Origin of the sequence: Bacillus sp. RSS_NA_20, assembly GCF_020165915.1 — a bacterium.
Taxonomy (GTDB): domain Bacteria; phylum Bacillota; class Bacilli; order Bacillales; family Bacillaceae; genus Bacillus; species Bacillus altitudinis.
Window position 1 is genome coordinate 840,954 of record NZ_JAIUKW010000003.1, and the last position, 15,209, is coordinate 856,162.

Annotated in this window: 14 protein-coding genes; 1 reads left to right on the top strand and 13 read right to left on the bottom strand. The window is 43.1% G+C overall.

Translation table 11 applies throughout. The annotated features are described in order from the left end of the window. Positions 1 to 80: 80 nt before the first annotated feature. Positions 81 to 1,208 (top strand): M20 peptidase aminoacylase family protein, encoded by a 1,128-nt coding sequence (locus LCD32_RS04275; RefSeq protein ID WP_057078597.1) that lies wholly within the window; start codon positions 81 to 83, stop codon positions 1,206 to 1,208. 47 nt (positions 1,209 to 1,255) lie between these two features. Here the strand turns inward: LCD32_RS04275 and LCD32_RS04280 are convergent, their stop codons facing one another. From LCD32_RS04280 to LCD32_RS04340, 13 genes are all read right to left on the bottom strand, one after another. After that, on the bottom strand, positions 1,256 to 1,978 hold the full coding sequence (locus LCD32_RS04280; protein WP_039166374.1) for an SDR family NAD(P)-dependent oxidoreductase: 723 nt from the start codon (positions 1,976 to 1,978) through the stop codon (positions 1,256 to 1,258). Between the two features lie 85 nt (positions 1,979 to 2,063). Next, positions 2,064 to 2,870, bottom strand: coding sequence for an alpha/beta fold hydrolase (locus LCD32_RS04285; RefSeq protein ID WP_224562876.1), 807 nt, complete (start codon positions 2,868 to 2,870; stop codon positions 2,064 to 2,066). A 108-nt stretch (positions 2,871 to 2,978) separates the two neighbouring features. Then, positions 2,979 to 3,860: a glycine betaine ABC transporter substrate-binding protein gene (locus tag LCD32_RS04290; protein ID WP_008342122.1), complete on the bottom strand. Its 882-nt coding sequence runs from the start codon at positions 3,858 to 3,860 to the stop codon at positions 2,979 to 2,981. Beyond that, on the bottom strand, positions 3,860 to 4,705 hold the full coding sequence (gene opuAB, locus LCD32_RS04295; RefSeq protein WP_024718999.1) for a glycine/proline betaine ABC transporter permease subunit OpuAB: 846 nt from the start codon (positions 4,703 to 4,705) through the stop codon (positions 3,860 to 3,862). Before opuAB ends, LCD32_RS04290 begins: the two co-directional genes overlap by 1 nt. Positions 4,706 to 4,715: 10 nt before the next feature. Continuing rightward, on the bottom strand, positions 4,716 to 5,981 hold the full coding sequence (gene opuAA / locus LCD32_RS04300; RefSeq protein ID WP_017358586.1) for a glycine/proline betaine ABC transporter ATP-binding protein OpuAA: 1,266 nt from the start codon (positions 5,979 to 5,981) through the stop codon (positions 4,716 to 4,718). Between the two features lie 400 nt (positions 5,982 to 6,381). Beyond that, entirely contained in the window at positions 6,382 to 7,476 is a 1,095-nt protein-coding gene (locus LCD32_RS04305; RefSeq protein ID WP_007498324.1) for a toxic anion resistance protein, read from the bottom strand. Between the two features lie 14 nt (positions 7,477 to 7,490). After that, positions 7,491 to 9,107 carry a YceG family protein gene (locus LCD32_RS04310; protein ID WP_096880960.1) on the bottom strand — a complete coding sequence of 539 codons (1,617 nt, stop codon included), beginning with the start codon at positions 9,105 to 9,107 and terminating at the stop codon, positions 7,491 to 7,493. 70 nt (positions 9,108 to 9,177) lie between these two features. After that, positions 9,178 to 9,993 carry an HAD family hydrolase gene (locus tag LCD32_RS04315; protein ID WP_224562878.1) on the bottom strand — a complete coding sequence of 272 codons (816 nt, stop codon included), beginning with the start codon at positions 9,991 to 9,993 and terminating at the stop codon, positions 9,178 to 9,180. Then, a complete protein-coding gene (locus tag LCD32_RS04320) occupies positions 9,990 to 11,099 on the bottom strand; it encodes a cysteine protease StiP family protein (RefSeq protein ID WP_224562880.1) in 1,110 nt (369 codons plus the stop codon). The genes LCD32_RS04315 and LCD32_RS04320 overlap by 4 nt, the downstream gene beginning before the upstream one ends. Beyond that, complete coding sequence (locus LCD32_RS04325; protein ID WP_025206691.1) at positions 11,092 to 12,423, bottom strand: phosphoribosyltransferase family protein; 1,332 nt, start codon at positions 12,421 to 12,423, stop codon at positions 11,092 to 11,094. The genes LCD32_RS04320 and LCD32_RS04325 overlap by 8 nt, the downstream gene beginning before the upstream one ends. After that, entirely contained in the window at positions 12,407 to 13,600 is a 1,194-nt protein-coding gene (locus tag LCD32_RS04330) for an HpcH/HpaI aldolase/citrate lyase family protein (RefSeq protein ID WP_224562881.1), read from the bottom strand. The genes LCD32_RS04325 and LCD32_RS04330 overlap by 17 nt, the downstream gene beginning before the upstream one ends. A gap of 82 nt (positions 13,601 to 13,682) precedes the next feature. Beyond that, complete coding sequence (locus tag LCD32_RS04335; protein ID WP_008342130.1) at positions 13,683 to 14,462, bottom strand: TerC family protein; 780 nt, start codon at positions 14,460 to 14,462, stop codon at positions 13,683 to 13,685. Between the two features lie 140 nt (positions 14,463 to 14,602). After that, positions 14,603 to 15,181 (bottom strand): TerD family protein, encoded by a 579-nt coding sequence (locus LCD32_RS04340; protein ID WP_007498343.1) that lies wholly within the window; start codon positions 15,179 to 15,181, stop codon positions 14,603 to 14,605. Positions 15,182 to 15,209 lie beyond the last annotated feature (28 nt).

The following is a 15,209-nucleotide window of genomic DNA, read 5'->3' on the forward strand; positions in this document are numbered from 1 at the left end:
AACACTGATGATATTTAAGATCAATATTATTTCACTAAAAGAATGTTTTGGCAGATTATCTGTCAGCAAGGAGGCTTCTCATGACAACTTTGACAAACGAGATGAAACAAACCGTGACAGACATCTTTGAACATCTGCACGCTCATCCAGAAATCAGCTGGGAAGAGACAAATACGACAGCTTATATTGAAGCTCTATTAAAGAAATTAGGCTGTAAAACGAGAACATTTGAAGACTGTACAGGGGTAATTGGTGAAATTGGGGAAGGCGCACCAGTGGTTGCTGTGAGAGCCGATATTGACGCATTGTGGCAGGAAGTAGATGGCGTATTTCAAGCCAACCATTCATGCGGACACGATGCTCATATGACGATGGCACTTGGGACATTCATGGCATTGAAAGAAAAAGAACTTCCAAGTGGCACGATCCGATTCATTTTTCAGCCTGCCGAAGAAAGAGGCGGCGGCGCTTTAAAGATGATCGAAAAAGGTGTGTTAGCTGACGTCGATTATTTATACGGGGTGCATGTGCGCCCAATTCAAGAAACCTTAAACGGACGCTGCGCTCCTGCCATTTTGCACGGATCAAGTAATCATTACGTCGGGACCATTCTAGGGGAGGAAGCTCACGGTGCACGCCCGCACCTTGGGGTCAACGTCATCGAAGTTGCATCTACGCTTGTGCAGAGACTGGCGCATATCCATGTCGATCCACGAGTCGCCCATTCTGTGAAAATGACCAATTTAAATGCAGGCGGCGGCAGCTCAAACATCATACCTGGCAAGGCCTCTTTTACACTCGACGTTCGGGCACAGACAAACGAAGTGATGGATGAATTAGAAAAGGAAATTGAAAGAGCATGCCATTCTGTAGCAGATGCTTTTGGCGCCTCTATCACACTTTCAACTGATCATCGTCTTCCAGCTGCGACATTAAATGAAGAAGCTGTGGAGATCATGTCACATGCCATAGAGCAAGTGCTAGGCAAAGAACAGCTCGATCCACCGATCGTGACGACAGGCGGAGAGGACTTTCATTTTTATGCAGCAAAGGTTCCTCATATTAAATCGACGATGCTCGGTTTAGGCTGTGATTTAAAACCTGGGCTTCATCACCCTTATATGACATTCGATCGCTCTGCGATTTTTACCGGCATTGAGATTTTGACGGAAGCTGTATACGAAACACTTCAACAGCATTCATCGTAAAATAAAAAAACCACCCGTCTTTCCTGAAGAGGGTGGTCTCCTTTATTTTACGCATTCACATCTGTCATCGCCGGGACATTGATTTCTTTCACACAGGACACCCTGGATAGATGAATAACACATCTCGCCAGCTCGACAATATCTTGTACAGGTATTCTCGTTTCATCATACAGAGCAATGGCTTTTTCAGCGCCATCTTCGTACGGAACTTCTGCTGCCAGCTCCCCTGGATTGATACAGGTAACGGATATTTTATCTTTCCTTACGTGCTCTCTTAGTGCGTTCACAATACCACGAAGCCCAAATTTAGAAGCAACAAAAGAAACCTGAGACAAATTCGTATGGTCAAGTCCCGCAGTAGAACCAATGACGATGATCTTTCCATTCTCAGATGTCCTTACGTGCGGAAGCAGAGCTTGGATGTAGGTAATCGTTGAGGTAACGTTCACATTGATTAAATGAGCGATATCCTCCGGTTGATCAAGATCGAAAGAATAATCATCTTCAAAGCCGCGTTTCTCCCATAAACCTACGTTATAAATAAGTACATCAATTGTCTGATTCTTCAATGCTTCGAGCATAAAAGGGATATGGGTTTGGCTTGATAAATCGATCTTCAGCCAAATTCTACGCACCCCATCGTCTATGTTCAAACTGCTTGGTTCACTTCGTGACACAATCCATACTGTATCTCCACTTGAAGGAAGACCTTTTACAAAGGCATCCCCTAATCCTTGACTCGCACCAAATATGATATAGTTTTTACTCATGCTTCCTCCTTCATGGCTCACTTACGAGCTTCCATCCATACACCCATTCATCTGTAAGCGTTTTATACCTATATCATACAGTGTCTTATACATGCCTGCCCCTTTTATGCTCATCTTCACTTTCTAAATGGCCTAGCTTCCTTATTTCCTTTAATTCCGCTGGTAACGCACGCTCTTCTATAAAGCTTTTGATCATGTCGACAAAAAGTTCTTTCTTTTCAAAAGTAAACGTATGTCCAATGTCAGGAACGATGAACCCGGCTGCATTCGGGTGTGCATTCGTGATTTTTTCTGCTGACCTAGTCATAATGCCCTTTTCCTTTTCTCCCACTGTCACAAGAATCCGTGCCTTTGCTTGTTGAAACGTGTCAGGGAGCTTGTAATGAAGATTTTCTTGAAACATCGTAAGCAGCGTCTTCTTCTGCAATTGTTTGGAATCCGCTGCATAATGATCCAGTACATCGTTTGGAAGTCCCATCTTTTCTGCTTGCAGCTGGATGAACCAATCTTTCTTTAATAACGGATATGTAAGAGGTAAAATGGGCCTTACCATCAAATAGAGCCATGGTAATGGCAACACAAGGGCGCTATTGATGATGGCGATGTCTGCGATGTCTGGCTCTCTCGATAACACATCAACGGCTACCTGTGCACCTAGAGAGAAGCCAATTAGAATGACTGTACGGCCATGTGCATGCTCCTTTATCCATGAAATGATTTCATAAGCACTTTCTCGCATGGAAAACGACGTTTCATTTGCTCTTGTCCCGTGACCAATAAAATCAGGGGTATAGCATTCATACGTTTCCTTGAATATTTCCATATGCTCCTGCCACATCCAGCTGCTTACGCCTCCACCGTGCAGGAAAATCATCATTGGTTTTTCCACCATCGACAACTCATCCACCATCCTTATATATAAGAAAAAGCAGTCGCTTTTTGAGCAGACTGCTTTTTCCATATGCTCCCTTCTATTATAAGGGAACTGTTATACAATTGGCTATTTTTTCAAATCTTCGATCGAGTTGACGTTTTTCATATAAGTCGGAACAACGAGACCCATGCGAAGACCCTTCATACTTGTACCGAGATCATCATATTTTCCTTTAAACTTCGCTGCATACGTTTTATGCGTATTTGGAAGCCATGCAGATAATGATGCATCAGCACTTCCGGTTGCAATTGCTGTCCACATTGGGCCCGCTTCAACCTGAGTCAAGGTCACTTTAAAGCCAAGTTCACGCAATACCTCTGCGGCCACATTGGTACTTGCAATCTCACTATCCCACGCAACGTAGGCAAGATTGATTTTGTCACCGTTTGACTTTTTCACGCCTTTTGTCCATTTCGCTACTTGATCTTTATGCTTTTTCACATATTTAACTGCAGCATCCTTTGGTTTGACGCCATCCTGAATATCAAGCATCACTTCACCCATATCATCTTGAGACCATTTAAACTGACTGAGCATTTTGGCTGCTTCCGGCTGATCCTTCGCAAATCCTTTACGAGAAATGGTGTGAATTTCTTCTTCGTCACCATATGATTTTTTCGGATCATCTAAATATTTCAAATCGTAGCGGGAAAACATCCAGTGAGGATTCCAGCCAGTGATGATAATCGGTTTTTTACGGTCATACGATTTCTTCAATGTCGCTGTCATCGCTGCACTTGAGGCAGATACAACCGTCCAATCCTCTAAACCGTAATCCTTTTTCGCTTGATCGGTTAAGGCCATAATACCTGAACCCGGATCAATCCCGATAATCGTTTTATTGACCTGCTGTGCTGCACTTGCATTTGAATCTGATTGTGCACCACAAGCCGCTAGTAAAAAGACGAGCAGGGCGGTCATCCCAATGTAGAGAGACTTTTTCCACATTAAGCATTCCCCCTGGTTTTTTTCGTTTTAATGTTTTGTGTAATACGATCCAGTGTGATCGCTACAATAACAATGGCAATACCAGCTTCAAAACCAATCCCTGTTTTCAGCTGCGTTACTGCACTATATACTTCCGAACCAAGTCCTGGTGCACCAACCATTGCCGCAATGACGACCATGGATAGAGCAAGCATGATACTTTGGTTAATCCCAGCTAAGATGGTTTTTGTAGCAAGTGGAAGCTGAACTTTGAACAAACGCTGGAATGTCGTTGAACCAAAAGCTTCTGTTGCTTCAATTAAATCAGATGGTACTTGTTTAATCCCGAGAATGGTCATACGAATCGTTGGCGGCATAGAGAAAATAACCGATGCCACAACGCCAGGTACTACTCCGATGTTAAAGAAGAAGATTGCTGGTAAAAGATAAACGAATGCAGGCATTGTCTGCATTAAGTCTAAAATAGGTGTGACAATTTTACGCACTGTTTCCTTCTGTGATGCCCAAATACCGATCGGAACCCCGATCACGATAGAAATGACCACAGCTGTCAGAACGAGCGCAAGTGTTTGCAGCATTGGCTGCCAGTAGCCTAAATAGTCGATCAGTAAGAATCCAATAAGTGTGAAAAGAGCAACTCCTCTTGTACTGATCCACCAAGCAATGCCGGCAAAGATAAGCGTTAAAATAATGGATGGAATGACGCCAAGTGCAGCTACAATACCATTTACTGTTCCAGCTAATCCATTTGTGATGCCATCAAAGAAACCACCAAAGGTTAATGTTAACCAGTCAACAAATTGATCGATATAATCCGCGAACGGAATTCTAGGTAAATCACTCATACTAAACATCTTATTCTACCTCCTGTGCAGAAGGCTCTTGTGCTTTAATTTCCTCTAGCTTGTTAGAAGACATGTTGATATATTCATCATTACCTGATAATGCACCAATCAATGCACCTCTGACCACAATACCCTTCATTCTGTTTTTCTCATCTACAACGGCAATTGGAATGTTCGCATCAGACACCGCGTCAAAGATCTCTGTTAAATACGTTGATTCCAATACTGTCGTAAATTCTTTATCAAGAACAGTTTCTAGCGACGCACCCGTTTCTGCCGCTTTTTTCGCTGCTTGTGCAGAAATAACACCTAATAAATGCTTTTTCTTATCTACTGCATAGATAGACGAAATACCAAGGTTCTTCATGAGCGTGAGCGCAACACGTGCCCCTTTATCAATCTGAACTGTTTCTGCACGTTTCATAATATGACCAGCGGTTAATACTTTAGAAAGGTCTACATCTTCAACGAAACGTTCAACATACTCGTTCGATGGGTTCATCAGAATTTCTTCTGGTGTTCCGATTTGAACGATATTCCCGTCTTTCATGAGGACAATGCGGTCGCCAATACGAAGCGCTTCATCTAAATCATGCGTGATGAAAATAATTGTTTTTCCTACAGACGTATGAAGCTCAAGCAATTCATCCTGCATGTCTTTACGAATTAATGGATCTAGTGCGCTGAATGCTTCATCCATTAACAAAATATCAGGGTCATTAGCTAGTGCACGTGCCAATCCAACACGCTGCTGCATACCGCCACTTAATTGATTTGGGTACTGCTCTTCAAAACCTTCAAGTCCAACAAGCTTTAAAGATTCAAGCGCTTTAGAGCGGCGCTGTTCTTTCTCTACACCTTGCAATTCAAGCCCGTATTCTGTATTCTCCAGAATGGTACGATGCGGGAACAATGCGAAGTTTTGGAAGACCATGCTGATCTTTTTCCGTCTAACTTCACGCAATTGATCCTTTGACATATTTGTTATCATATCCCCATCAATATAAATTTCGCCGGAGGTTGGTTCGATTAACCTATTTAGCAGCCGCACAAGTGTGGACTTTCCGCTCCCTGATAGCCCCATGATGACAAATATCTCGCCGTCATACACATCAAAATTTGCTCGATTGACACCAACTGTTGCGCCGGTCTCTTTTAGGATTTCTCTTTTTGTCTTCCCTTTTTCAAGCATTTGAGATGCTTTTTTAGCATTTTTACCGAAAATTTTAGATACATTATTTATCTTGATTTTGATCTTTCTCTCTTCAGAATTCATTTTTTCCCTCCAAATTAGCATCTTTATAACCGTAACATAAGCGTTATGATGCGAACAATCTTTAGAATTCGCTTATTTCCGTACAATATGTATGAATTCCATATAGAGGTCTGGTGATTACAGTTTATACGCCGTATTACTCGTAAATCCTATAGAATGCTTCATAAACTACATATTTTACGGGGTATTTTCTCTCACCAGACAATATTTTACTGGAAATTCCTTATTGTGCTAAAAAATAAGTCGAATCCTTGTGATAGCGGACTTTTTCTTTCATGGGTGAACCATGCCCCTGAACAGGATTTACCCGAAAAAGGTCACATAAAAACCTTTTTCCTCAAATTTTAATCAAATTCATGAAAAAACTGCCTGCAACTTTAGTTACAGACAGCCTGTTTTTTTAGGACTCTAGGGCAGCTTTCTTAATATTATCTTGAAGTTCAAGCATACGTTTTGTTCCGTCCTCACGTAATCGTTTGTTTTCTTCTTCAATCTGCTTCGTCTCTTTCATCCCTTGTACAATCGTATTGAAGGATGATTCGATCGTTTCAATGTCGATGCTTGGACGACCTGATAATTTAGCAATCTCAACACTTTGACTTGAGATATTTTCAGCATTTCGTTTCAGCATTTCATTCGTTCTTCTGTCCAGTTCACTCATGGAATCAGCCACAAGCTTTTGTCTCTTCGCTGTTACCGCTTGAATGATTCCATTTTTGAAAATTGGAATCGTAATGATGAAGGCAGAGTTAATTTTCCCGATTAATTTCGTATTACCACGCTGCAGCAAACGGATTTGCGGTGCCGTTTGAAGTGCCACCATCCGTGCCATATCAAGATCATATACACGCTCTTCAAGCGCTTGAATCCCATTACGAAGCGTATCCAGCTCCATTTGTGCCAGCTGGTTTCCCCCCGCCGCTTTTTCTTCATAAGAAGGGACCAATTGTTTTAATTCTTCGATCTTCATTTGCCCTGCGACGACATACTTTTCAAGCTCCATATAGTATTGAATGTTATGCTCATACATTTCTTCAAGCGTAACCGTCGATTTGGTCATTTCATCTTTGTATTTACTGATTTCCACATTGATTTTTTCAATTTCTGCACCGAGCGTTTGATATTTGCTGAATATCTTTTCGATCATGCTGCCGCCGCGTTTAAAGATTTTTGACAACAAACCGCCCTTCGGCTCGTCAAAATCATTTTTATCAAAACGATCCATAATCTTTCCAAGCTGTGTAAGCATCGTTCCTGAGTCTGTGACACTTGTTGAACGCATCATAGAGAGGATACGGTCAGAAAACTTAGAGATTTCGACAGCCGGCTGTTTCCCGTATTCAAGCAGTTCAAGCTGATTTTTGGCATCAATCTGTCTCGCAATGTTTTGGACTTCTGGTTCATTGCGCAGCTGAACGCGAATATCGTCTGCCTTTTCAATCGTGATTTCCTCTTTATCAATTGAAATGATGTCATTTCCGTTTGTATTTGTCATAAGCTTTGATCTCCTTATCGGTTTTTAATGGATTGAAATAACTTTCTCACAATGGACGGCTCTTTAAACTCTTGGTTCATGACCATTTCATCAAGCCAATGTGTATCAAATAATTGATCGTCTATATACCGCTCTATACACTGATAGCCGGCGGGATGATAGACGAAGAGATCCACACCCATTTCATTTAGGAAAATCAGGGCAGCCGCATCAGAACGAGTCAGCTCACCATTATATTCCGTATGGTATAAAATCACTTTCGGTACAGTCTGGGCATAATCAAAGGTTTGAATGAGTTCAATTACATCTTGGTTCATATGCAAAAGCTGCTTGAATAAATAAATACGCACATCTAATTCGGTCTCATGGCCTTCTTTTAACAGCTTCGGATGCTGACAAATGCGAGAAATGGCCTCTGCGATCGCACGCTGCGTGCCCTCATATAAATGCGAGAACTGCCACACATTGCTTTTCATTAACAAATCAGGGTCAACCTCTCCTGCTTTAGAGAGTGCATGCTGATAATGAAATTGATAATTCGAAGACACTTCTTGTGTGAAAGGGAAATGACGGATCGTTTTCGTTTCTTTCCCCTCCATTAGCGTATGGATACGGTCCCAATATTCTCGCTTGTCTCTCGTCACCCCCATCATCTTCGCAAAAAGATTCGGAATCTGTATGGTGTCACGGTCTGCTTTGAAATTCGGGCGGATAAACGACCGTTCCTTCGCAATTAAAAACAGCTCATCATACGTTGTCTTTAGCGTAATAGAATGAGGGGTATGATCTCTGAATTGCCATGGCTTATACAGCATGGAATCTTCTGTGTGAAGTACCTCTTCAAGCTCTCTTGTCGAACGGTACGCCACCGTTGATTTCCTCTCAGGCTTTTCAGTAGGGAACGGTTCAAGCTTTGACGTCCCTGGATACTGATCAATAAAAGTCAGCTTTTCTTCTGGATCTAATTCACGAAATTGATCCTTGCCTTCTGGATGAAACAGCACCACATCACAGCCAATCAGCATGACATAGTAAAGAAAATAAAGCTGACTTTTATTCGCCTCTCCATACCAAATGACAGCTGGCATTTTTTCTTCCATATTGCCTTCCTTCAGCCATGGTCCTAGATGATTATTTGAAAACTTCACTACATCTAGCAGCACACGGCGGAAATCAGGATGCTGGAATCCCCCTTCATGCAACTGCTTGAAATGTTCAAACACCTGAATTAACGAAAGACGAATATGCCGGTTCATCACTGGGTTTGGATGACGCACAATGAGCTGTTCACCGTCTAAGAAAGCCACAAATCGATTCACGGACAATCCCTTTTCTTCCTGATTGATCATATGAATCCGCTGGAGCGCTTGAAAGTGCTCCGGCTCAATATGCCGGTTGAGGGTTTCACTTAAAATATGCATGCCGTCAGTTTCGTATAATTCATGTAAATAAATAAAATAATCGGTTGCATCATGCGGAGTTCCAAGGACACGGGCGGCGAGACGCGGCAAGGATAAGGTGTGCTCGTCCTTGACGTAGCCGTCTCGTTCAGGGAGCGGCTTTTTCAGCAGGTTTTTCCAGGCTTCCTGTTTCGCCCGTGTCTGGGTTACGTTGATTTCTTTATAACTCACGCCGCTCCTTCCTTTCTCCTATATTTTCTCGAAAGCTACTACTATCATATCATTCAGCCTTCTACTTCTGCTATCGAATCGAAGGCTTTTTTGCTGTGTTCATCTTCTTTGCGACAGAAGCGGCGATTTCGTCTGCCGCCGCCATGCCAGAGGCTGTCGTCGGTTCAAACGATAGATCAACATCTAAGACTTCCCCATGACTCGGAGCGAAGCCTTTATCCGCTTGAAGTATGAGATCAGCATCTAACAAGGAGTCGCCCGCACCATATACATATTCAAGGTGTAACCTTTCTTTTAGAAAAGCAACAGCAGCCCACTTATTGAGCGGCTTTGGAATAAAATACAGCTTTCGGCCCTGAAGGGAAACTTGCCAGCCTCTCTCCTCACCCCACAGCCTTAATTCAGCAAGCGGAATATGAGAAAGAAACTCGTCTTTCATAATCAAATAAAGAAATCTTCCCTCAGCTGTTCGAGTACGTTTCACCCAAGCGGCAACCGGAAGTTCAGAGATCGCCCGCAGCATATCTCTCACCGGCATACACTCTTGCAGTCTCTCATCTACAATCGCCTGCCACTCCTCAAGCGGCTTACCATGATGAAGGATACAGCCGCCGTTTGTCGTGACGGCATACTCTGGTTTGATCTCTTGCTGAAAGAGAGTGATTCGTTCAAATTGTGCTGTCGTTCTTGTCGTCACTGGGATAAACCAGCCTGCTTGATGAATTGCCTGCAAGGATGCTTTCGTTTCAATAGACATGTAGGAAAGCGGCCGGTCGTCCAGCACCTCAATTAATTCGTATGCTCCCTTGTATGCATACTGCTCCAGCATTCGATGTGAGTATATCAGTGTCCGGTCTAAATCACTGGCAAATGCGATATTCTTCATGACGATTGCTCCAACGGGCGGATGAGCCCGCAGCATGTGTAGGACATGTTGGCATATTCAATGACGGGCACGCCTCTGTCCTCTGCGAGTAGTAAAATGTGCTTGAGCTTCTCCCGAGATCCAGGCTGAATGAGTATTTTCCAAGGGACTCTTCTGAGCAGCACACGGGTCGTCTCACCGACGCCCGGCTTAATCAAATGTGTATTGTCAATTTGGAACTCCTGACCAATCGCTTCAATGGAGGTCATCCCTCGCCAGTCAGGAGGCGTTCCTTTTGCGAGCAGGGTCTCTGCTTTCTCTTTTACATTTGCATTAAGTTCAGAAAACGCTTCTTCAATTGTATTGACATACAAATTAGAGACATCCTCATCAATGAGCTCTTCATAATACTTGGCCCCATGGAAATCATCGGCATGGATCCAGCGGTTGTTTAGCACCGTTCGACTAACTAGGCCAGAGACCGTTGAATTCAAGCAGGCACTTGGAATGAGGAAATCCTCTCTCGTTCCGTAAACACTCGTACAATAACCAGGATCAGCAAGCACAGCTAGCTCACTCGAAAGACGAATTCCATATTTCTGTTCAAAATCGAGCACCGCTTTTTGAAGCTCTTTGGAAATAGCACCCTTTCCGGTCCAGCCGTCAATAAAGGCAATCTCAAAACCTGGATGTTCTTTGAGTATATAATGCAGCGCATTTTCATCTATTCCACGATCACGAATAATAGAGATGCTATAATGCGGCAAATCGAGACCATATGTCTTTCTGATATACCGTTTAATGAGCACCCCGATTGGTGTCCCAGCCCGTGCCAAGCTGCACAGAACGGTTTGAAATCCTCGCTTTTTCACAATTTGTTCTGCGACAATCGCTACGGCTTCCGCTACCTTTTGCTTACTTTCTTCAAGAGATTGATAGAATAAGTCCATATAAGATGCCGTCGGCTTATATTCAATTGGCAGCATTTCTGAGTAATGGGCACCGCTTTGAATAGAGCGCTCCCGCTCTTCTGTACTTTTCTCCATCTCAATCGATGATAAATCCTTGAGTAAGAAGGTTACGTCCTGCTCTGGATAGCTTCCCATCTTTGTATACACGTTAGCCATTCACCTTCACCTCATCTGATAAAGTCACAATATGCACATGCTTCACATGCCGCTCGGCAAATAAGTGGATCAGCGGCATCAAAGCTTCTTGAGACACCTTTTTCTCAAAAAACAAAAAGACATCATCGTACTGATCTTTAGGGATATTGTACACGTAGTGCTGAATGCGAGCATCCTCTGGACTCAAAAATGCGAATCCGTTTTGAACAGCGTACCCTTCCTTTTCAACCGGATGAATCGGACTTCTTGTCGTCGAATGAAAAAGGACACCTTCGCCCATATGAGCTGCAAGTCTCATCGGCACATACATCAATTCTCCTGTTCCTAAGCAGAGTGTCTGTTTTCCTTTTCGTTCTCGCTGAAGCTTCAGCCCAGCCTCAGTAGCTGCTTGATCAATGGCGTCCGTGTCCACTGCGCTTAAACCGAAACGACCTGTTTCATGGATATACGGCGAATGCCCCGCCGGATTGACTGCATGGGAAAGTGAATATGGCACTTGCTTAAAGAAGGATTGAAGAGAATGAAAAGAGAGTTCAGGTCTTTTCTCTTGCGCAGCAATTTCATACGAATAAGCAGGCTCATCCAGCGTTGTCCCCCGAAACATCATCTGCCCTTTTAATAAAGATAATGATGTGATATTTACCCCTAGCTCCTCTTGAAGCTGAAGCATCGCTTCCTCGTGCTCCTCTGTTCTCCAATCTAAAATGGATAGAATCGTATAAGAGGATCTAGGGTGCTTTGCGTGCAGATCCCGAATGATATTCATATTTGTCCGGCCTGTCGTGACCTCATCATCTACTAGCACAATCGGGCGATCCGTCCGAAGTAAGGCGTCGTCTGCGTAGCAAAGCTGATCTGTCGCATGAGAATGTTCCTCTTCAAATACGAGTGAAGGATCAAGATCCAACAGCTGTTCACGTGTCGTATGAATGTAAGATGCTCCTTCTATGACGTCATACACACCATGACCAAGCGCAGTTGCCGTTTCAGCAAAGCCGATCACAATCGGCTCGTTTACCGCCGAAAGCTTCTCTTTTTTGAGCGCAGCATAGGCTTCAGTTAACTTAACATGATCATTCGTTTTTAGTGCTTCTACTACATCGTCTTGATGCGGGGGCGTCTTGCCTGTTTGTTCTTTTGCATAAGCCATTGCCAAAAGACCTGAGACGAGGAGTGGTTTCAACGGGTGAACAGGCATATGTTTCCCGAGCACCTTGCTAACAAATAAAAAGGCTCTCTTTTTGTTCACCCGTGCCGCCATGTCAAAAAGATGTTCTTTTTCAAGCTGAAGCGTACCCTCTTTGAGGTTAAGCTCCACCTCCATATGTTCCAAGATGTTCAGCGTATGTGGCTTCTGCTTCTGTGAGTATGTCGATATAGCTTCTATTTTCATGAAACACCCCGTAAATGTCTGACTTCATTAAAATGTTTTCCGCCCAGCGATAGTGCGGCTTCGTTTCGTTCATTTTATTGGAGAAGGTACTCTTCATCACGCCGACTGTACCATCTGCATGCTCTAAAATACTTAATGCATCCATGTACTCTTCCTTTGTGACAACGTACATGCTTTGAACTGGCTTGAGATGTGTTGGATGGATGACTGTCTTGCCATGAATACCGTTTACCACATCCAGCTTTGTCTCTTTGAGCAGACCTTGCATATGATCGAGTTCAGATGAGGAAGGTTCACCGCTCTTAGAAATTGCACGGATGAATGGATTTTGTTCTTTTCGTGCCGGTCCAAAATGCTCCCATACAGCACCTGATATCACAAATGAACGACCAAAATAATTGATGATATCTGTAATCAACTCAGAAATGACTCTGATCTCATAAATGGTGGTCTCGCGATCACGGCGAATGCCGTATAATCCACACAGATCCGTTGCTCCAATGCGAATATTCAAAATATATTCCTCATCATTCAGCATGATCTGCTTTAATTCAGACAACACCTGATATCTCGTTTCTTTTTCTAATAAATCTGGTGTTTCTAAAATGGGCATTCCGTATAGTGTTTTCTGAGTTTGTGCTGAAGCCTGTTTCAAACTGTCCACATATTCCTTTGCATTGTGAACGGAGCACTTTGGAAACACAAAACCAGTCAGTAAATGAAGAGAGGGACCGAGCAAATCTGCCATTTTGAGCAGTTGTTTGGGCGAACGAACTCGAATAAATAAAAGCGGCAAATGCTCAGCTATTTCTGGAGAGTGATGAATTGTCTCAGAAAGGCAGGTCAATTGTGCCACTATATTCTGTTCAGCCATGTCCACTTCCTGATCACCAATGGCATCCTCCAAGCAAAACACAACAGAGCAAAGCGCTTCATATTTCTGCGAAAGCAGCATGTCTGCTACATCCTGTCTTGTCGCAGGCATATACAAAGTAGCACCTAATGCATGCGCAAGTACATGCCTTGGCGTCGATGAATGAACTGCCGCCGGCCGCTTTAAAAAAATATCGTGCTGCCTCGTCTCTGATAAAAAACGAAAATATCGCATGCAGTGCCACCTCCTGTTGTAATGACTTGATGATTCAAAAAAGGATGGAGCCGCTAGTCAACTCCATTCCTTTTTGATCGTCCTATTCTTCTTTTGAAGCCGCAGCTTCGTTTGTTACACCTTGATGCTTCTTCTTATTGATTTTATGAACAATAAACGTTCCGATAAACGCTAGGATAATAATCGCAAAGAATGCAAGATGAGGGATTTCAATATGAGCAGCACTTAAGCCCATTTTGATGGCAATAATTCCAATGAGAATAAATGCCGTATTCTCAAGCTCTGGTATACGGTCGATAAGCACAAGGAATAATTGTGCCACTGTACGCATCATGAGAATTCCAAGCATTCCACCTAAAAGAAGAATCCATACTTCCTCAGATACAGCGAATGCAGCAAGAATACTATCTACCGAGAAGGCAAGGTCCATAATTTCTACAGAAATAACAGTTGCCCAGAAGACGCCAAATACACGAATCATCCAGCCTTCTTTTTTCAATTCCTTCGCTTCGTCATCTCCGTCACCTAACCAGAAGTGCTTAATGACCAGCCAAGCTAAGTATGCAGCGCCTAGAACCTTAATCCACCAAAACTTAATAAGCAACATCCCTACGCCAATGAATAGAAAACGGAAGAAATAAGCGCCAATTAATCCGTAGGTTAATGCCTTTTTACGCTGCTTTTCAGGTAAATGTTTCACCATAACAGCTAATACAAGTGCGTTATCCGCTGACAACAAACCTTCAAGCACGACAAGGGTCCCAATAAGCCCCCAAGAGACAGGGTCTGTTAATACCTCTGCCCACATATGCCAATCAAAAAACGAGGCATACGTGTCCAACATATGTTTCAAAATGTCCAACTGGTTTTCCTCCTATAAGTGTAGAAGCATCAGCAGGCTTTCGCCTGCTGTTATTCTTGATCGCTGTTTCTTTCTCACTTTGGAAAATACCCTCATATGAGTCATTGGCAGCGCCTCTTGAATGAAGTTGTTTCTTCTCTTTACACTTCTAACCCATAATTTTGACAAAGAGCAGCAAGTCCGCCAGAGAATCCGCTTCCGATTGCGTTAAACTTCCAATCGCTGCCGTGTCTGTATAGTTCGCATACGACGACAGCTGTTTCAATTGAGAAGTCCTCCCCTAAATCAAAACGAATCAATTCTTCCCCGCCCTCTTCATTTACAACACGAACAAATGCATTAGAGACTTGTCCAAAATTCTGGCTGCGTGCCTCTGCATCATGAATCGTCACTGTAATTCCGATACGATCAATGTTAGCAGGAATTTTCGAGAAATCAACGAGAATTTGCTCGTCATCTCCATCTCCTTCACCCGTACGGTTATCACCGGTATGAGTGACACTGCCGCTTGGATGCTGCAGATTATTATAGAACACGAAGTCTGTGTCTTGCTGACAACGATTGTTTGCATCTACTAAGAAAGCCGAAGCGTCCAAATCAAATTCGGCTCCGCCTGAATATTTATTCGTATCCCAGCCAAGTCCGATCATCACTTTTGTCAGCCCTGGATTGGTTTTCGTTAAATCGACACGTTGTCCTTTTGAAAGCTGAATCGCCATATTCGTATCTCTCCTATCTTCTGAAAAT